Source organism: Pseudomonas sp. NFACC37-1, from assembly GCF_900101575.1.
In the GTDB taxonomy this organism is placed as follows: domain Bacteria; phylum Pseudomonadota; class Gammaproteobacteria; order Pseudomonadales; family Pseudomonadaceae; genus Aquipseudomonas; species Aquipseudomonas fluorescens_AA.
The window spans coordinates 64,908-83,346 of the sequence record NZ_FMUZ01000018.1; the positions used below are offsets into that span (position 1 = coordinate 64,908).

Sequence of the window (18,439 nt, forward strand, 5' to 3'; positions counted from 1 at the left end):
ACCAACAACTAACAGAAAAAAACAAACCAAGGTTTCACTACATTAAAACCCTTAAGCCCACGGCCAGCCGACAGACACCCCGGCGCCTGATAGACTCCACGTCAATTGTCATTCGTCGCGAGTTCCGACCATGCTCCACGTGCTGTTCAGCGTTTATCTGAAGATGTTGGTCCTCTACAGCCCCTTCTTCGTGCTGTCATGTTTTATCGGCCTGACTCGCGGCTATTCGCGCAAGGAGCAACGCCGCCTGGCCTGGAAAGTCGCGACGGCGACGCTGATCTCCAGCGTGTTGCTGTATTTGTTCGGGCGAGTGATTTTCAGCGTGTTCGGCATCACCGTGGATGCGTTCCGGATCGGCGCCGGCAGCGTGCTGTTCATTTCGGCCCTGGGCATGGCCCAGGGCAAGTCGGCCGTGCAGACCGACAATGTGCAGCAGGACGTGACCATCGTCCCGCTGACCATTCCGTTGACCGTCGGCCCCGGCACCATCGGCGCCCTGCTGGTGATGGGCGTGAGCCAGCCGCACTGGGACGACAAACTCATGGCCATCATCAGCATCGCCCTGGCGAGCTTTACCGTCGGCGTGGTGCTTTACCTGTCCAGCCGCATCGAACGCATCCTCGGCGACCAGGGCCTGCAGATCGTCAGCCGCCTGATGGGGCTGTTTGTCTGCGCCTTGGCGGCGCAGATCATTTTTACCGGGGTGCGAGGTTATCTGGTGCCGTAGGCGCGACCCGCGATCAATCCGCTACGCTGTTTTCCTGCGCAGATGAAGTGCTGCTGAAGGCTTTGAGTGTCACGCCGTTCTGGGTGCCCGGCTGGCCGTCCAGCCAGCGGACCAGTGCCGAAACGGCGTAATGTCGATTCCCCTCGAAACTGAGCAACACCTCGCCACGCAAGCTTACGTCCGTGGCATGGACTTCACGGAAAATCACGCTGTGGCCGCTGTTCGGATCGATGATCACCAAGTGTTCATCGACGAGACTCAGCAGCAAGGCATCAGGATCTTCCAGTTCCCAGATCAACTTGCCGGGAATAGTTACCGTATCGCCCAGCGGAGGCCGGCAATCGAGGATCACCGACCTGGCTCTCAGCCAGACGGCCTTGGACAATCGATAACTCACCGCGCCTTGCCCCATGCGCAGGACCAGGGTAGTGACGTCGTCGGGCATCAGCGGCAACAGATCATCGATTTTCATCTCATGCCCCTCGACAACCAGCACTTCACCTTCACGCTGGACGTAGCTGAGTTCCCCCACAGGGCCCTTGCCCGGCAGGACCAGCAGCTTTCCATTATTGCTTTCATGCACCAGTACACGGGTCTGTCGCTGGGTGCCGAGCACTTCGAAGGCCGCGGGAATGGCGCCCTTGGAGACCTGGATCAGCCGTTCGGTCTCGGCAACGAACCATTTCAGGCTGGAAGGATCCTCCACCGATAGCAGCGGGCCGTGCAAAGGTTGAGTCGCCAGGCGCCTGAGCCCCTCATGCACCTGATCGCCCTGGGTGATGACCCATTGACGAGTGACCCCGGTGATCAACGGCGGCTCTCGATCACGCAACGCAACCACCACGCCATCGAACGTCACGCCACGCAACCCGGCACCTTCGACCATCAGCTCGGCAAACTGCCACTGCGCCCATACAGGCTGTGGAACAGGCAGCGCATCAGCCTTCAGTAACTGCGAACCCTGGCCGAAGGCGGCCTCCAGTTTCCGGGTATCGAAAAATGCCTGGCGATAGACTTCGCCCTCCTGCACATCGAACAACCAGGCGGCCTCGCCGTCCGGGGTGACGCCCACCAGGCGGATTTCCTTGCCGGGGCCAGCCTCGGCCAGCAACAGGCGGTTACCGATGTACCAGGCACACAACTTCGCGTCAGCGCTGAAGTTGCCCAGGCCGATGAGAACCAGACTCTCACTGGCGTTTCGCCGAGCCAGGGCGTCCAAGGCCGACCACCACTGGACCCGATCCTTGAACCAGGTTTCGTTCACGCCACTGAGCTTCAAGTTGCCCTCGCCGGTCAGGTTGTAGATCAAGCCTCCCGAAGTCAGCGCGACGTACCCCCCCTCAACAGCGACAACATTTTCCAGACGCTCGGAACTCGCCCACTTAGTGGACCAGCGCGCCTTGCCCGCCACCACGCTACGCCGTCTGAAGCACAGGGCCTGCTTGGGCCGGTCGTAAATGATAAACATATTGTCGTCACCCAGCGGCGGCAGCAATGTCAGGTCAGCCATGTCCTTGATCGAATCGGCCCATCCATGCGGTTCGTTGCGTCTCGGCACGGGACGAATGATCAGGCCGTCGCTGCGACGCACCCAGGCCATGTCCCGCCATTGCTCATCCGACTTCCAACAGATCGAAACAAAGGGCGCCGGTTGCCAGACCACGGTCAGGAACATGGCCTCAGGGGCGGCGCTCGGTGTCACGAGGAAATCGTCGCCCAATACCTGCGACCATTGCGTCAGGGTCTCGCCGGCGCTCAACACCGACTCCAGCGCCGGATCCAGGTCCCGAGTGATCGAACTGAGCAACAGTTGCCCTTCATGGATCACATACACCAGCACATCGAGGGTCTGATCCTGGCGGGTAACGTGCTGCACGACCTGCACCAACCCTTGCCCATCCGCCTCGACGCTCTTGATGGTGGCTGTCACTCTGCCGGCGCCCCACAGCCAATAGCGATAGCTCAGCAGCCCGGTGACCGCATCGACCTGCCAGATGATCGGGCTCTGCGGGTCGTAGAAATAACAGGCATCACCCACTACCGCTCCCAACACCGCGTCGCCGGCCCCTGGCAGGTCGTTGCGGATATAAAGGAAGCGGTCGCCCTTCGCGTCGTACCAGGCAGTGATATAGCGGGGCTCTTCGGGCTTTTCGAACGGAATCAGATAGTGGTGGATCGGCGTATAGGGCATGACCAGGCGGTGCTCCCGCGCCAGGGTCCGCAGGCGATCCTGCAGAGCCTGGCGATCCATGCCTGGTGGCACATCCGCCTCGGCCAGGATGAGTTTGCGCTCGCCGGCGTCGACCTGGAACACTTGCCCCTTAGCGAGCCTGAGCAGCGTCTGGTGGCGCCCCGTCCCGGTGTAGGTCACCTGGACGTCGCCAATGAACAGCTTGCTGTAACGCTCGAACCGGACATCGCCCTCGCTGGCCCAGGGGGCGTCCAGGATCCAGCTCGATTGCTTCAGACTTGGCGATTCAAGGGTCACGCCGACCCCGGGATGGAGCACCAATGCGCAGCGCTTGCCCGCGCTGCGAATCTGATAGGCGACCTTGCCGTGCCAGGCCGCGGGCAGCACCGGGACGACCAGCGAGCGATCGACGTCGTCGAGCAATACGTTGATCGTCGTGGGCCGATAGTCCGGAACCATGCGATAGAGGATGTAGTCACTCGGAAACGAATAGAAGGAAAACAGGAACAGCCAGCCGCCGTCGGCTTTCTTTTTCTCCAGGCGCCGGGCGATGTCGAAGCCGCGGTCATGGCGCAGTGTTGCGAACGGCAGCGCCTTGTATTCGTAGCGATAACAGGTTTGCGGTGTACAGGGCAAGACGATGACTGAACCAGCGCCCGGCCTGAAAGTGGTTCGTCCTGACAGCCTCAACTCTCTGCGTATATCGATCGCCCGCGCGTAATCGTCGTCGAAGGTCGGCACCCCGAAATGATCGCGCAGCGGGTACAGCCGGGGGCCGTCCAACACCAGTTCGGCACGGGTCAGGTCCAGCGTCTGGAGAATCAGCGACGAATGCGGCACCCAGGCCCCCTGCGTGGCGTCGAGTCGATAGGCCTCCAGATGAGCCTTGCTCACCTCGTCGAAAAACAGCCCGACCTGCTTGGCTTCTTCGGTAATACTGGCGAAGCCCTGGGCCAGGGCAGCCACACCTACGGCCAAGCCACCGAGTATCACCGCGGCGCCCCCCAGGAAAGCCCCGGCGGCCGTGGCGCCGACAGCATAAGCACCTCCCGACAAGACTAGGCTGGCCGAGTCGAAAGCCAACTGGGTCCCGAACTGGGCGCGCTCAGCTTCGTTTTGCGCTGTCGCCAATTGATAGATATCGAACCCAACGTTGGCCAATTGCAGCAGTCCGCCGGTCGCTTCACTGACGCTGGATCCCACCGCCGCCTTGACCACCGGCGCCACGGTACGGGCAATCAGCTTTTCTTCCGCCAGGGCCTGGCGAACCAGCCCCAACAGCCCCGCGACATCAGCCACGTTGCCATGCACCAGCTGCGCATAGTTGACATAGGCATGCAGCCGGACGGCCAGGGTCAGGGGCCGGTCCACCCCTTCCCGGCCCCGCAAGGCGTTCATCAGCGCCTGGATCGCAAAGCCGGCGTTAAGGGTGTGGACGCTGCCCACTTCGGTGGGATCGCTCGGCACGACCGGCTTGTTGGCCAAAGTCGTAAAACGTTCCGAGAGGTAGTTCTTGATGCGCAGGAGCCCATGGTCGGCGGAAACGATCCGCACCGGACGTTCCGGATCGGCCGGGTCGATCAGGTTCATCCGGTAGGCGCCGTCCGAGGTCACCTCCAAGGTGTCGAACAACGGCACGAGGTGTGAGCCCAGTTGGTTTTCCCGCTGGAGGCGAACCGTCGCCTGTTCGATCTGTTGGCTCCACCCATACGCGTCCAGCATCAGCAGACAGTTGCCAAGCCGAGGATTACTCTGCAACGACTGCCCGCGAGCGCTAGCCAGCCGTTGCCGGACCGGGCGCGGCGACTGTCCGGGCAACGCGCCGGGCAGCAGCAATTTCGCGACGTCAATTTCACCCGGCAAGACCACGCTTGCCACTCGCCCACCATCCAGCTCGATCAGGTCGAAGGTCGGACGCGCCGCATCGCCATAGGCCGCGTAATGAATGGCCATGCCCTCGTCGAGGAAAAACCGTGTCAGCGCCTGTTTGAAGCGTGCCGGATGCTCGAACTCGAACACCCCGAAATTCGGATCGTAGAAGTGATAAGTGCTGGTCTCGCCCTCCACAGTCTTGGCCACCAGCATGGCGTGATTGTCGGAGTTGAGCATCAGTGTGCCGGTCGATGTCCGCGCGTGCAGCAGGTCCATGACCTCGTTCAGGTCCGAGCGCGCCAGCGTGCGGCCGACGTCGCCGAGCTGCACGTCACGCAGTGATTCGAGGCTGCCCAGGAAGATAGTCGAGTCGCTGGCCTCAGGCTCGATCACCCCAAGATAAAAGCGCTCGCGCAGGGTATTGACCGCCGCCTTGCCCTGGGACAATGCGGCAGCCATCGCCAGGCTCAAGGGATAACAGCGTCCGCCGACCCTGTCGCCCTCGCCCTGGAGCAGCAGATCCTGGGGGACAAGCTTGATGGTGTCGGCTTCGAAACCGTCCAGCACCCCACCGAGACGCTCGACGATCCGCACACGGTATTCAAGCTGCGCCACTTGCCGGATCCGCGCCACGTGCCGGCCCCATTGACGCAACGTCAAGGGTTGCGCCAGTGCGGCCTTTTTCAACTCCAGAGCGGTTTCGCCATGCCTTGGCGGGTCGTCGTTGGCATTGGCAAGGCCGACCAGGAACGCCGGTGCCTGACGTTGGTACAACACCTGTTCGAGTGCGGCATAGCGGCCGGCGGTGCCGTGTCCGGCGAGGCTGTTGGCCAGGTTATCCAGTTGTGGACGCATCGCGTCGAAGCTGCGGTTATCCAGGGCGCTCGCACCGACCAGGGCGCCTAGCAACAGGCGCTGCAAGGGGCTCATCTGGGCGATTTCGAAATCCCCGGCGGCGAGGCGCCCCAGAAGCTCGGCGAGGGACAGTTGACGCGTCTGCGAATCGCCTAGCGAAACGGGTGGCAAAGCATAGGGGCTTTGGGCGCGGATCGACTGCCGCGCATCGAAGCTCAGTGGAATGGGTTTATCGAAAGCTACCTCGCCGCTGTGACTATGGCCCATCATCCGAACGAACGGTGCACCCAGCTCATCGGCAAGATGCTGCAGCAGGGCAGTAGACAATACATGCCGTCCCTCGACGACAGGCCAACCTTCATCGAACTGTAGGGTACGGTATTTGAGCAGCTCCGCCATGTCCCCCTCATAACGAACCTTGAACTGCCCTTTTTTCCAGCTTGTTTTCTCGTTAGCCAGCCATTGCATGGTGTCCCGTTCGTTCTCTTTCCAGGAATTATCCAGTTCTTCCTCAGTTGCCCGATTGACGGTGAAGGTCGCCGTTATGGCTGCCTCCGCGAGCCACAGTTCGGCGGTTTGAGGGGTGAAATGCATTCGATGATAATCGGCAAGTCCCTGGCGCAAGGCGCTGGGACCGGTGAGATAGATCGTCCCTTCGCTCTGGGGACGGATGCCGTCGCTGTAATAGGCGGCGGCTGCCTCCACCAGAAAAGATATGGCCAGGTCCATTTCCGGTGGCAGCTCGTGTAACGCACCGTATACCTGCGTCGCCGCCTGGCGAGCCAGGCCGCTCATAGTCTCGATATCCATCAGGCTGACGTTTTGCTCATCGGACAAGCGCGCAGTGATATCAACGACCTGATAGTTGCGCCGAAAACGCTCGATCACGGTCTTGAGCCTTGCCGCACCGGGGTGGGCCATGAGGAACGCGTTGCTCAACGCATGTTGTTCGATGACGGCGCGCAATTCGTCCGGACGGGCCAGGCGCTCTACGGGGGAACGAAACACGCGATTCAACTCGGGTCGACTCTTAGCGAAACGCTCAAGCGCCGCACGATACGCGGTTGGAATTTCATCTACGTAATTCGCGTATTTACCGCGCAGCGCTTGACGGCCTGGCATCCACTCGGGGTTTTGGTCCAACAGCAGCTGCAACACGCCCAAGCGCGCATCAGTCTGAAATTCCCGGATATCCACCTCACCCAACCGTTCTGCCAGTGGAGGCAAGCCGTCTATATCAGCGTAACTGCCGCCTTCGGCAAACAGAACTTCGACACGCACGATATCGGAGCCCCCGGCGAACATGCCGCGCAGACTGATCTCGCGTTCGTAGAGGTCGCGCAACTGCAGCACTACTTCAGCGCTTGCAAGGTCGCGCAATTCCAGGCTTCCTTCGGCCAATGCCGCAAGACTGAGACGGTTATCGTCCCTCAGCGCCATCAGCCGCACTTTATCCTGGCCGTAAGCCCGAACCAACAAATCGATTCTCGCGTCGTCGGCGCTGCCGCCGTTTTTCACCGCCTGGGTGATATGGGCGTACATCTGCTGCTTCAGAACGATGACGCGCTCTTCATAACGATCACCCAATTCCAGCGCATCGACACTGGTGTCTGCCCCCTTGAGCATCGCATCGGCCTTGGCAGCTTCGACAATGATCCGGTTGGTTTCATAGGCCAGCAGCGCGTCACTGTCATACCAGAGATTGAGGCGATAGCCCTCCGGGCCCAAGACCTGTTTCCAGATATTGATATAGTCCCGCTGAATCGCCCCGACGCCGCCCCCCAACCAGACAAAATGCAGTTTTTTCGGCACTTCGGTGGCTGGCTGCTTTAATAGCTCGAAGCTGTTGCGCAGGCGCGCTTCGAAAGCCTCGATCTTGTCATGGATTTGCGTCAGGTCCATGAGCCCGGCGTCACCCGTCGACTCGGACGTATGTGGAGGCCTGCTGTTTCCCTGCAAGGCGCCCAGCGCCTGCTTGAGCAACCCTAATGGCTTCAACAACTGTGGTGAGTCGAGCAAGGCGATGCAGCCGAAGTAATAACGCAACACCGCCTCGTACTCATCGGTGCCCTTGTGTACTATTAATGCTTGTTCAAGCTCCTTGAGTTTTAACAAGTCCACGAAATCGGCGTAACTGTCCGCCGATGAGATCACAGATTCACTCATAAACAATACTTCCATTTATTGTATATATAGCTAACCCCGGCATACCCTCAGGTTTCCAGGTGACGAGAAGTTGAACGACACGCGTCCATGCGCTGACAGCCTACAAAGTCTCTTACTCGATTAATCAATCGATATCACTCGCACGGACATGAGCGCCAGCGAATTGAAAAACGAACATAACTCTCACCGGCTCACCGCTCAATCGACAAGGAATTCAATAAGTTTCCAACGACTCGCTTTTATCTTGCTTCTTTACAACTTGGCAAACAGAACGGTAGAACTTGCTATTCAACACCTATAAAACAGCCAACTAAAGTCAGGATTGATCACATCCAGATAAAACTGGATACCGACGCATAAACCGAGAGCAGGCGCCAGCGTCGGGAGGATTCAGGAGGCGGTGACCCGGGCAGGCCACTGCCGTTCGTCAGACCGGCTTGCTGCCATACCAACGCGGCGTATAGACCCAATCACCCCCCTCGGCCCTTGGGAAAACGCATGTCGTGGAGGAACCGATCAGGACCATGGTGCGCATGTCCACCTGCTCGGCCGTGAGCTGTCCCAACGTGGTGACACGCAGGGTCTGGCCCGGACGGCCGATGTCACGCCCCAACACCACCGGCGTCTCCGGCGTGCGGTGCCGGGCGACGATCTCCAGCGCACGCCCCAATTGCCACGGTCGCGCACGGGAAATCGGATTGTAGAAGGCCAGCGCCAGGTCGGCTTCGGCAGCCAGGTCCAAACGCTTTTCGATGATCGACCAGGGCTTGAGATTGTCCGACAGCGACATCACGCAGAAGTCATGTCCCAACGGCGCACCGGCCTGGGCGGCGGTCGCGAGGGAGGCGGACACCCCGGGCAGGATCTCCAGGTCCACCTGATGCCAGGCCGGGTCGCTGGATTCGTGCAACGCTTCGAGCACCGCCGCCGCCATGGCGAAGACACCCGGGTCGCCGGACGACACCACAATCACCGAACGACCCAGGGCAGCCAGTTCAAAGGCGTGACGAGCGCGCTGCATTTCTTCGCGGTTGTCGGTGCAGTGCAGCACTTGATCGTCGCGAAACGGGCCGGCCATGCGCACATAGGTTTCGTAACCGAGCACATCGGTGGCCCGCGCCAGTTCGGCTTTCACCGCCGGCACCGTCAACTCGGCAGCGCCCGGCCCCAGGCCGATCACCGCCAGGCGGCCACGCGGACGCCCGATTCGGGCCACATCCAAGGGCTGCGCGGCGACGGCGATGACCAGGTTGCCCGTTGCCGAAACGAGGGTCGCCGCCGGCATCGAGCTGCGGGCCAAGGTGGCGGCATCGCCTGTCGCCGCCACAAAGCGCAGCGTCACCCCGAGTTCCAGCGCGGCTTCACGCAAGGCCGTGCTGGCCATCAGCGTATCCGCCGCCACCAGGCACGCCAGGCTCGCAATCGCCACGTTGGCTTGCTGCAAAGCTGCACGAACGGCGCTTGGCAGATCAGCCACCTCGGCGCTCACCACCACCGCGACACTGCGGGGATAAATCAACAGCTCATGGGCACTGGCCTCACGCTGGGCATGGCTAACGTGGATCGTGCGCCGGGCTTGCGGGTCTTGGGGCAACTGCGCTTGATCCAGCCATGGTGCTGCACCTTCGATGCGCACCGGCTCGCCGGCCAACAGGTCGGAGACGAAGCGCTTGCCTTGCTCCAGGTCGCCGAGGCTGTAACCGCTGGGTGGATTGAGCAGGCACGTGCCGAAACGCAACTCACCGCTGGTGGTGATCGCCGGCGTGACCTGCAGCATTGCCGCGATGTCCCGGGCCATGCCATTCACCCCGCCCAGGCCGCCCAGCAGCGGCACCACGGCGCTGCCATCCTCGGCCACTGCCAGCACCGGCGGCTCGGCGCCTTTTTCCAGCAACAGCGGCGCCAGGGTACGGATGACAATGCCCGCTGCGCACAGGGCAATGATCGGCGTGTCCTGTTGATAAAGTTCGCGCAACGTCGCGCCGAACTCGAGGTATTGCCGATCACCCTCGACCCGCCCGGCCAGGCCATGGATCAGGGCGTCGGGGTAACGCTGCTGGATCCGTCGGGCCGTTGCCAGGCTGCCGGGGCCGAGGATGACGATGGCCGGCGTCTTGGCGGCCATCAACCCTGCCACCGTTCGCCCGGCACGATGATCAGCGAGAAGTACGGCGAAGACATCGGCTCGACTTCATCCAACGGCACGATTTTCTGGTTGGCCATGGTCGCTCGCTCGACGTACAGCGCCCGCCCGTCCATGCCCAGTTCCTGGAGCACCTGGCGAACCTTGGGGAAATTGCGTCCCAGCTTCATGATCACCGCCGCATCGGCATCGGCCAGGCGACGTTTGAGATCGTCGTGGGGCAGGACACCGGAGAGCACCGACAGGCTCTGGTTGCGATAGACCAGCGGCGCGCCGAGCACCGAAGCGCCGCCGAGCATCGAGCAGACGCCGGGAATGACTTGGGCCTCATAACGCTCGGCCAGGCGATCGTGCAGGTACATATAGGAACCGTAGAAGAACGGGTCGCCCTCACAGATCACCGCCACGTCGCGACCGGCATCCAGGTGCACGGCCAACTGCTCGGCGGCGGTGTCGTAGAAATCGGCGATCACCTGTTCATAGGACAGCGGCGCCGGCAGCACCTCGGTGGTGACCGGGTAGACCAATGGCAGCAACGTCTGCGCGTCCTGCAAATGGGCCTCGATGATGCCGAAGGCGTTGCCCTTCTTGCCCTTGGCGACGAAATACGCCACCACGGGCGATTCGCGCAGCAGGCGCAGGGCCTTGACCGTAATCAGCTCCGGGTCACCGGGGCCCACGCCGAGGCCGATCAGACGTCCAGGCTGCTGCATCATTCAATCTCCGTGGCGAGGGCGTTGACGGCGGCGGCGGCCATGGCGCTGCCGCCCAGACGGCCTTGCATGATCACGAATGGCACGCCACGGCTGTTGGCCGCCAGCATCGCCTTGGACTCGGCGGCGCCGACGAAGCCCACCGGGAAACCGAGGATCAATGCCGGTTTCGGCGCGCCGGCATCGAGCATTTCCAGCAGGTAGAACAGCGCGGTCGGTGCGTTACCGATGACCACGACACTGCCTTCCAGGTGCGGGCGCCACAACTCCAGCGCTGCCGCCGAACGGGTGTTGCCCAGTTCCTGGGCCAATGCCGGTACACGCTCGTCGCGCAAGGTGCAGATCACCGGATTGTTGGCTGGCAGGCGTGCCCGGGTCACGCCTTCGGAAACCATCCGCGCATCGCACAGGATCGGCGCACCGGCGGCCAGCGCCTGGCGCCCGGCCGTGCCCGCGCCCTCGGAAAACTGCAGGCCATCGATGGCCTCGACCATGCCGCAGGCGTGGATCACCCGCACGGCGAGTTTCTCCAGGTCGGCCGGAATGCGCGCCAGGTTGGCTTCGGCGCGGATGATCGCGAAGGAGTTGCGATAGATCTCCTGACCGTCGCGGATGTAATCAAGCATCAAGGGGGCTCCGGGGGCGAGCGTCGAGCCAGTGGCCGAGCGCTTCAATAGTCAGATTGTGTGCCTGCAACGCGCCGAAACCTGGCAACGTGGCATCGCGAAAATACAGGTCGTAACGACCGGGGGCGACCGCCAGCAAGGTGGCAGGCGCGACGTGGGCCGCCGCGCAGGAACGCGGGCAGCCCGACAGATGAACCTTCAGGTTTTGACCCTGGCGTTGCAGCAGCTCGGCCAGTTGGCGGGCGTCGGCCTTGGTGTCGGCCAAGGCTTTGCCGCAACCACTGGAACCGGTGCAGGCGATGAGTTGCGCCAGGGGTTGATCGTTCGAACCTAACAGCCCCAATTCCTCAAGCCGCGCCAGCACTTGGTCGGCATCCGCGCGGCGCACGTTGGGCAGCAGCAGGCTTTGCCAAGGGCTGAAACGCAGGCTTGCATCGCCCTTCTCCCGCGCCAGTTGCGCGGCCCCCCGTAGCATGACCGCATCGAGCCGCCCCAGGGGCGCCGCCGCACCGACGTAGACGCGGTCGTCGTGCTGGGGATGAACACCGAGGTGCAGTCCATCGATGGACGCATCCCGCTGCCAATCCAGGCACGCTTGCAGGGGCACACGACGGGCCAGCCGGGTCATGAACTCATCCACAGAGACTTCAGCCAGCAAGTGGCGCATGCGGATCTGGTCCGGGCGGGCCAAGTCGAGGAACAACTCCAGCACCGCCACCACCAAGGCATGCCCCTGGGTCAGGGGCACCTTGCCCGCCGGTTTATCCAGCGGGGTGCCGGCCAAGCCGAAGGCCAGCCAGGGCTCGCCGTTACGGACAAGGGCCGAGAGCCACACGTCGTGGTGATGTTCGAGCATCGCCAACGCTTCTCCGCCGTCCAGTTGCACGGCGAACTTGGCCGACAGTTCATGGAAGCGTTCATGGGTTTGCAGGGTGACGAGGATCTGCGCGGCCAACGGGCGGGTGTCGAACAGCATCCGCCGATCGATCCCGGCCGCGGGACTGAGCATCAGGTTGCGCACGTCATCACCCGCGGGATTGCGCGGGCCAAGCCCGGCAGCCAGCAACGGCTCGATCAGCGCGTCATGGTCAGGGCCGATCCCGCGGATTTGCAGGTTTCCCCGGTTGGTCGCCTCGATTACACCGCCGGCGAACCGCTCGGCCACAGAGGCCACGGCTTCGGCCTGATCCGCCTGGATGGAACCGCCATCAAGCTTGATCCGGCAGATCCCCCCGTCCAGCGCCTGGACGACACGCAGCAACCCCGGGCAACCGGAGGGGCGTACGACGAGGGAGGATGGGCGTTCGTTCAAGGGAAGACCGGCAAAGATAAGAAACGCCACATTGGCGAAGGAGCGCCATTATGCCTGCTTTGCCGGGGGTCATGAAAAGCTTGCTGGTCGGATTGAAGCCAGAGAGCTCAAGAACACGGGCTGCCTGATCCTATGATGTTGTCTGTACCGCCGCCTTCGCGGGCAAGCCCGCTCCCACAGTTTTGGTCAGGTTGTGCACAGATTCTGTGCTCACCCCAAATCCCCTGTGGGAGCGAGCTTGCTCGCGAAAGCGGTCTGGCAGCCACAATGATGTTGCGCCAGGCGCCTGATCCGCCGGGGCGCGGTATGATGGCGGCCCGGTTCGCGGCGGCAACACGCCTGTCGATCAACCCCATTCATTCGAGGAACAGAGATGACCCCCTGGCTGACCGTAGTGGGCATCGGTGAAGAAGGCTTCAAGGGCCTGGGCCGAACGGCTCGCCATGCCTTGCTGCGGGCATCACACATTGTTGGCAGCGCTCGCCAGTTGGCGCTGTTGCCGGTGTGCATCCGCGGCGAACGGGAATTGTGGCCCAGCCCGTTTTCCCTGGAACCGCTGCTGGCGCGACGGGGCGAGTCGGTGTGTGTACTGGCCAGCGGCGATCCGATGTTCTACGGCGTAGGCGCGAGCCTGGCGAAACAGCTGCCGGGCGATCAGATGCTGGTCATCCCCGCGCCCTCCTCCTGCTCATTGGCCGCGGCGCGCATGGGCTGGCCGCTGCAGGAGGTAGTCACGCTGTCGCTGGTGGCGCGTCCCCTGGCGGCGCTCAATGGGCATTTATCCACAGGCGTCAGGCTGTTGCTGCTGAGCAATGACCGCCACAGCCCTGCCGCCGTGGCGACGTTGCTGCGCGAGCGGGGGTTCGGGCCGAGTACCATGACTGTGCTGGAGCATTTGGGAGGTGCGGCAGAACGACGTATCGACGGTAGCGCCGCGCAATGGTCCGCTGACACCGTCGCCGACCTGAACCTGATCGCCGTCGAATGCCGGGCCGAACCGTCGACACCGCGACTGTCACGCTTGGCCGGTTTGCCGGACAGCGCGTTCGAGCATGACGGTCAGTTGACCAAACGCGACGTGCGCGCCATCACCCTCGCCCGCCTCGCCCCGACCCCCGGTGAGTTGCTCTGGGATGTCGGCGCCGGCAGCGGCTCCATCGGCATCGAATGGATGCGCACCCACCCCAGTTGCCGAACCCTGGCTATCGAAGCCGACGCAGGCCGGCAAGGCTTGATCGAACGCAACCGCGACACCCTCGGCGTGCCCGGCCTGCAACTGATTCGCGGCAGTGCCCCGCAGGCGCTGGACAACCTGGAGCGTCCGGACGCAGTGTTCATCGGTGGCGGCGTCACCCGCAAAGGCGTGCTCGACGCCTGCTGGGCCCAACTCAAGCCCGGCGGTCGGCTGGTTGCCAACGCCGTGACCCTGCAAAGCGAAATGACCCTGATGCACTGGCGCGAACGTCACGGCGGTGAGCTGACCCGCATCCACATCGCCCAGGCCCAGCCGTTGGGCGAATTCGACACCTGGCGCCAGGCCTTGCCGATTACATTGCTGGACCTGACGAAACCTCTCGATGCGTGACGAAACCGCCGAACAACCCGCCCCCCTGCGCAGCGGCCTGACTACCGGCAGTTGCGCCACGGCCACCAGCCTGGCGGCGGCCCGTTTGCTGCTGCGCGGCATCGAAGCCGACGCCGTGGAAATCGTACTGCCCAAGGGCAAGCAGGTGCAGATGCGCCTGGAGTTCTGCCGCCTGACCGAACAAGGCGCCGAGGCCGGGACGATCAAGGACGCGGGCGATGACCCGGACGTGACCCACGGTGCCCTGCTGTTTTCCCAGGTACGCCTGATCGCCCAACCCGGCGTGCGCTTCGTCGCCGGTCGCGGCGTAGGCACGGTGACACGGCCCGGGTTGGTGCTGGGTGTCGGTGAGCCGGCGATCAACCCGGTGCCACGCAAAATGATCAACGATCACCTGGGCCGCCTGGCCGAGGAAAGCGGCTATGCCGGTGGTTTCGAAGTCACAGTCAACGTCGAGGACGGCGAAGCCCTGGCGCTGAAAACCATGAACCCGCGACTGGGCATCCTCGGCGGCCTGTCGATCCTCGGTACCAGCGGGATCGTCCGGCCATTCTCCTGCGCGGCCTACATCGCCTCGATCCACCAGGGCATCGATGTGGCGAAGACCAACGGTTACCTGCACATCGCCGCGTGCACCGGCAATGCCAGCGAAGACACCATGCGCCGGGTCTACGACCTGCCGGAAATCGCCCTGATCGAAATGGGCGACTTCGTCGGCGCCGTGCTCAAGCATGTGCGCAAGGTGCCAGTGGAAAAACTCAGCCTCTGCGGCGGCTTTGGCAAGATCAGCAAACTCGCCGCCGGTCACATGGACCTGCACAGCCGTCACTCGAGCATCGACCTGCCGCAACTGGCCGAATGGGCGGCCGCCATCGGTGCCGATGAGGTTTTGCAGCAGGGCATCCGAGACGCCAACACCAGCCAACAGGCCCTGGCGATGGCCAGCGCCGCCGGTATCGCCCTCGGCGATGCGGTGTGCGAGCACGCGCTGGCCTTCGCTCGCAGCGTGGTGCCGGCCCAGGTCCAGGTCGAAGTCTTCGCCATCGACCGCCAGGGTGGGATCGTCGGTCACGCCGGAGGCTTCCAATGAAACGCATCCTGCTGCTCGGTGGCGTCACCGAAGCCCTGGCCATCGCCCGCACCCTGGGACCCAATCACATCTACAGCCTGGCTGGCATCGGTCGCGTCCCCACCGACCTGACCTGCCAGGTCCGCGTCGGCGGCTACGGCGGCGCCGAAGGCCTGGCGCAATTCATTCGTGACCAAGGCATCGACCTGCTGCTGGACGCCACCCACCCCTACGCCGCGCAAATCAGCCACAACGCCGCCCACGCCGCCCGCGCCTGCGGCATTCCCTGCTGGGCCCTGCGCCGTCCAGCCTGGCAGCCCCAGGCCGGGGATGACTGGCGCGAAGTGGCCGACTGGGCTGAACTGATCCAGGCCCTGCAACCCTTCCGCCGCCCACTGTTCACCCTCGGCCGCGAACCGCTGCAACACCTGCACGAGATTCCGCCAGAGCAATTCTGGACCCTGCGCGCCCTGGACGTTTACCCCGGCAATGAACGCTGCGAAGTCATCGGCGCCCGCGGGCCGTTCCACCTCGAAGGCGAGCGCGAGCTATTCGAACGTCGGCAGATCGATGTGCTGATCAGCAAGAACAGCGGGAGCACGGCCACTGAGCCGAAGCTGGAGGTGGCGCGGGAGCGGGGGGTTCCGGTGTTGGTTTTGCGGCGGCCAGTGTTGGCGGGGGTGGATCGGGAGTTTGGAGAGATCAATGAAATGCTGGACGCTTTATCCTTACAAAACGGGGTCTGAATTCAGCGCATTCGCGCGACATTTCTGACAAGTTTTCAAGACGAAGCCGGCTGTTTCGTCCAAGACGTTCAATTCTATAGTTCCGCTCCTTAATACCCACCACAGCACCTGGCAGTCATTAAGCATGAGCGACCCGTCTCGTGCCGAGGAAAGTGCTGCTTGCCAATATGTATCCCAAGGAATACGATCCAAATGATCGAATTTGAACAGTCCCGAGTATTCTCAACCTGGCTTAACGGGTTGAAGGACATTGCTGGGAGAGCTCGCATCATTGCCAGGCTCCGATCGGCAGAGCATGGGAATTTTGGTGATTGCGAACCGGTGGGTAACGCAGTGTATGAGATGCGTATTCACTCGGGTCCTGGCTACAGAGTGTACTTCTCCCGTCAAGGCTCCGTGCTTTATTTGCTGCTTGTGGGAGGTGACAAATCGACTCAGAAACGGGATATCGCACGCGCTGTTCAAATGGCGCAAACCATGGGTAATGAGGAGTGAATCATGACTGAAGAATTCACACGTTTCGATGCAGCCACCTACCTCAAGACGCCTGAGGAAATGGCCGCTTATCTGGATGCCTGTTTTGAAGAGGATGCGGGTGACGGCGTACTGGTTCGGGCAGCTCTTAACGATATTGCCAGGGCAAAGGGCATGACGCAGATTGCTCGTGATGCAGGCTTGGGACGAGAGAGTCTTTACAAAGCACTGGGAAGTACGGGCAATCCGGAGTTCACAACTATCATGAAAGTCATGAAAGCTTTGGGCTTGAGGTTACATGCGACGGCCATTTGACAGAGGTTCCCTTCCCTCCTGTATTGGAGTGATTGAATACCGATTGATCAAAAACACGCGACGAGGGAACTTGCTCCCTCGCCACAAAAGCACTCACTTGAAGATCTGTTGATACTGTTAACACCAGCCCTGCGACCCTATACCGCACACGCCTTTTTTACTTCTCAACCCCGATCAGGCTAAATACCGCCACCTGATCGCCCAACCGAGCGGATTGCCCCATGTCCCGACAACGGCTTGCATTTGCCTGGATCGCCTGCTTCGCAGTGCTGTTCAACATGCTTGCCATGCCGCTTTCCAACAGCGGTGGCGCGACTGCCAATTCGCCAGCCGAGCAACTGCTGTGGGGCAGTTTCTGCTCGTCCAGCGGCACGAAAATGGTCGCGATTTCCCTGGGCACGCTCGAACAGGGCACGCCACAGAAAGACAATCACTCGACGATGCAGCATTGCTGGTGCTGCTCAGGTCCGACGCCGTTGGTGGCGCTCGCCGGGCATGTCCCGCAGTTGTATCTGGATGCGCAACTGGCCCATCGCGCTGGCGTCCACCTGAAGCCCGACCACCCCACGCCCCGCCAGCAATGGCCAAGCCTCAACCCCCGCGCCTCGCCCCTGGTCTGATTCTTTCCGCACACACCTGCGCCCTGAATCGTTCCGGAGAATCGCCATGTTGAACAGACTTATCCTGCTGGCCGCCCTGCTGCTTCCCGTCGGCTTTGCCCAAGCTCACCAGTACAAGACAGGCGATCTTGAAATCGCCCACCCGTGGTCTCAAGAGTTGCCGCCCAATGCGCCGACCGTGGCCGCGTATTTCGTCATCCACAACGGCGGCACCAGCGCCGACAAGCTGCTCAGCGTCGACTCACCCATCGCCGGCAAGGCCGAGCTCCATGAGCATGTGATGCAAAACGACCTGATGAAAATGCAACCGGTATCCGACGTCGATATCGCCCCGGGTGCGACTGTCACCTTCGCGCCAATGGCCTATCACGTGATGCTGCTGGAGTTGAAGGACCGCAGCCTGCTCAGCGACGGCAAGCGCTTCCCCATGACCCTGCATTTCGAAAAAGCCGGGGATGTCACGGTCGAGGTTGCGGTGCAGAAAAAAGCGCCCGACGGCACCAAGACACACATGCACGCCCAGTAGACGTAGCCGCCCGTGCACGCCCTTCGCGCCAAGCCATCCATGCCCCGCCGTCAGCCCATGAGCCTGACACGCGGCAGCTGGATCAGCCTGTTCGCCATGCTGATGATCTTTATCGGTCCGCTGATTTCCCAGTCGATGCCGATGGATCAACGCATGCCTGTGAGCATGGACATGAGCATGTCGATGGACATGAGCATGGACATGCCGGCGGGAGTCCACGCCGAACATGAGGCATCAACCGACGAACACTGCCCGCCCCAGCGCGAGCACCACGCACTGTGGGAAAAGTGTGGCTATTGCAGCCTGCTGTTCAACTGTCCGGCGCTGACTGGCGGCCATGGCTTCGCCACCTTTGACACACCACTGGCCAACAACTACACCACCCCCTCCCCGCGCCTGGGCCATGCCCGCACCGCGTTCTTCCCGGGTGCCCGCACCCGCGCACCGCCCCTCGACGCGTAAGCCGACACTCCACTCACCCGGTCGTACAAGACAGTCC

The 18,439-nt window shown here is 62.4% G+C and carries 14 protein-coding genes; 9 read left to right on the top strand and 5 right to left on the bottom strand.

The genetic code is table 11. The annotated features are described in order from the left end of the window. Positions 1–130: 130 nt before the first annotated feature. Entirely contained in the window at positions 131–727 is a 597-nt protein-coding gene (locus BLP82_RS18725; protein WP_092171337.1) for a MarC family protein, read from the top strand. Positions 728–740: 13 nt separating this feature from the next. On the opposite strand, the gene BLP82_RS18730 is transcribed toward BLP82_RS18725, so the two are convergent. The 5 genes from BLP82_RS18730 to cobG form a co-directional block, all read right to left on the bottom strand. Further along, a complete protein-coding gene (locus BLP82_RS18730; RefSeq protein WP_092171341.1) occupies positions 741–7,811 on the bottom strand; it encodes a TcdA/TcdB pore-forming domain-containing protein in 7,071 nt (2,356 codons plus the stop codon). 427 nt (positions 7,812–8,238) lie between these two features. Then, the gene (gene cobJ, locus BLP82_RS18735) at positions 8,239–9,936 is read right to left on the bottom strand and encodes a precorrin-3B C(17)-methyltransferase (protein ID WP_092171344.1); all 1,698 of its coding nucleotides are present in this window, start codon (positions 9,934–9,936) and stop codon (positions 8,239–8,241) included. Further along, the gene (locus BLP82_RS18740) at positions 9,936–10,667 is read right to left on the bottom strand and encodes a precorrin-2 C(20)-methyltransferase (protein ID WP_060739361.1); all 732 of its coding nucleotides are present in this window, start codon (positions 10,665–10,667) and stop codon (positions 9,936–9,938) included. The genes cobJ and BLP82_RS18740 overlap by 1 nt, the downstream gene beginning before the upstream one ends. Next, positions 10,667–11,293, bottom strand: coding sequence for a precorrin-8X methylmutase (locus tag BLP82_RS18745; protein ID WP_060739362.1), 627 nt, complete (start codon positions 11,291–11,293; stop codon positions 10,667–10,669). Before BLP82_RS18745 ends, BLP82_RS18740 begins: the two co-directional genes overlap by 1 nt. After that, entirely contained in the window at positions 11,286–12,605 is a 1,320-nt protein-coding gene (gene cobG / locus BLP82_RS18750; protein ID WP_092171347.1) for a precorrin-3B synthase, read from the bottom strand. The genes BLP82_RS18745 and cobG overlap by 8 nt, the downstream gene beginning before the upstream one ends. 373 nt (positions 12,606–12,978) lie before the next feature. On the opposite strand from cobG, the gene cbiE reads away from it, so the two are divergent. From cbiE to BLP82_RS18790, 8 genes are all read left to right on the top strand, one after another. Then, positions 12,979–14,190, top strand: coding sequence for a precorrin-6y C5,15-methyltransferase (decarboxylating) subunit CbiE (cbiE, locus tag BLP82_RS18755; protein ID WP_092171350.1), 1,212 nt, complete (start codon positions 12,979–12,981; stop codon positions 14,188–14,190). Further along, a complete protein-coding gene (locus BLP82_RS18760) occupies positions 14,183–15,280 on the top strand; it encodes a cobalt-precorrin-5B (C(1))-methyltransferase (protein WP_092171353.1) in 1,098 nt (365 codons plus the stop codon). Before cbiE ends, BLP82_RS18760 begins: the two co-directional genes overlap by 8 nt. Further along, positions 15,277–16,005 carry a cobalt-precorrin-6A reductase gene (locus BLP82_RS18765; RefSeq protein WP_092171356.1) on the top strand — a complete coding sequence of 243 codons (729 nt, stop codon included), beginning with the start codon at positions 15,277–15,279 and terminating at the stop codon, positions 16,003–16,005. The genes BLP82_RS18760 and BLP82_RS18765 overlap by 4 nt, the downstream gene beginning before the upstream one ends. Before the next feature lie 192 nt (positions 16,006–16,197). Continuing rightward, on the top strand, positions 16,198–16,500 hold the full coding sequence (locus BLP82_RS18770; RefSeq protein WP_092171359.1) for a type II toxin-antitoxin system RelE/ParE family toxin: 303 nt from the start codon (positions 16,198–16,200) through the stop codon (positions 16,498–16,500). A 3-nt stretch (positions 16,501–16,503) separates the two neighbouring features. After that, positions 16,504–16,794 (top strand): addiction module antidote protein, encoded by a 291-nt coding sequence (locus tag BLP82_RS18775; protein ID WP_024617344.1) that lies wholly within the window; start codon positions 16,504–16,506, stop codon positions 16,792–16,794. A gap of 221 nt (positions 16,795–17,015) precedes the next feature. Continuing rightward, positions 17,016–17,414 (top strand): DUF2946 domain-containing protein, encoded by a 399-nt coding sequence (locus BLP82_RS18780; RefSeq protein ID WP_092171362.1) that lies wholly within the window; start codon positions 17,016–17,018, stop codon positions 17,412–17,414. A 46-nt stretch (positions 17,415–17,460) separates the two neighbouring features. Beyond that, positions 17,461–17,940, top strand: coding sequence for a copper chaperone PCu(A)C (locus tag BLP82_RS18785; RefSeq protein ID WP_092171365.1), 480 nt, complete (start codon positions 17,461–17,463; stop codon positions 17,938–17,940). A 57-nt stretch (positions 17,941–17,997) separates the two neighbouring features. Next, on the top strand, positions 17,998–18,402 hold the full coding sequence (locus tag BLP82_RS18790; RefSeq protein WP_092171368.1) for a DUF2946 domain-containing protein: 405 nt from the start codon (positions 17,998–18,000) through the stop codon (positions 18,400–18,402). Positions 18,403–18,439 lie beyond the last annotated feature (37 nt).

Bases quoted from the DNA above. Each gene is read 5' to 3' on its own strand.
- BLP82_RS18785 (WP_092171365.1), top strand. From the start codon at position 17,461: ATGTTGAACAGACTTATCCTGCTGGCCGCCCTGCTGCTTCCCGTCGGC.
- BLP82_RS18770 (WP_092171359.1), top strand. From the start codon at position 16,198: ATGATCGAATTTGAACAGTCCCGAGTATTCTCAACCTGGCTTAACGGG.
- BLP82_RS18725 (WP_092171337.1), top strand. From the start codon at position 131: ATGCTCCACGTGCTGTTCAGCGTTTATCTGAAGATGTTGGTCCTCTAC.
- BLP82_RS18760 (WP_092171353.1), top strand. From the start codon at position 14,183: ATGCGTGACGAAACCGCCGAACAACCCGCCCCCCTGCGCAGCGGCCTG.
- BLP82_RS18730 (WP_092171341.1), bottom strand. From the start codon at position 7,811: ATGAGTGAATCTGTGATCTCATCGGCGGACAGTTACGCCGATTTCGTG.
- cbiE (WP_092171350.1), top strand. From the start codon at position 12,979: ATGACCCCCTGGCTGACCGTAGTGGGCATCGGTGAAGAAGGCTTCAAG.
- cobJ (WP_092171344.1), bottom strand. From the start codon at position 9,936: ATGGCCGCCAAGACGCCGGCCATCGTCATCCTCGGCCCCGGCAGCCTG.
- BLP82_RS18745 (WP_060739362.1), bottom strand. From the start codon at position 11,293: ATGCTTGATTACATCCGCGACGGTCAGGAGATCTATCGCAACTCCTTC.
- BLP82_RS18765 (WP_092171356.1), top strand. From the start codon at position 15,277: ATGAAACGCATCCTGCTGCTCGGTGGCGTCACCGAAGCCCTGGCCATC.
- BLP82_RS18740 (WP_060739361.1), bottom strand. From the start codon at position 10,667: ATGCAGCAGCCTGGACGTCTGATCGGCCTCGGCGTGGGCCCCGGTGAC.
- BLP82_RS18775 (WP_024617344.1), top strand. From the start codon at position 16,504: ATGACTGAAGAATTCACACGTTTCGATGCAGCCACCTACCTCAAGACG.
- BLP82_RS18790 (WP_092171368.1), top strand. From the start codon at position 17,998: ATGAGCCTGACACGCGGCAGCTGGATCAGCCTGTTCGCCATGCTGATG.
- BLP82_RS18780 (WP_092171362.1), top strand. From the start codon at position 17,016: ATGTCCCGACAACGGCTTGCATTTGCCTGGATCGCCTGCTTCGCAGTG.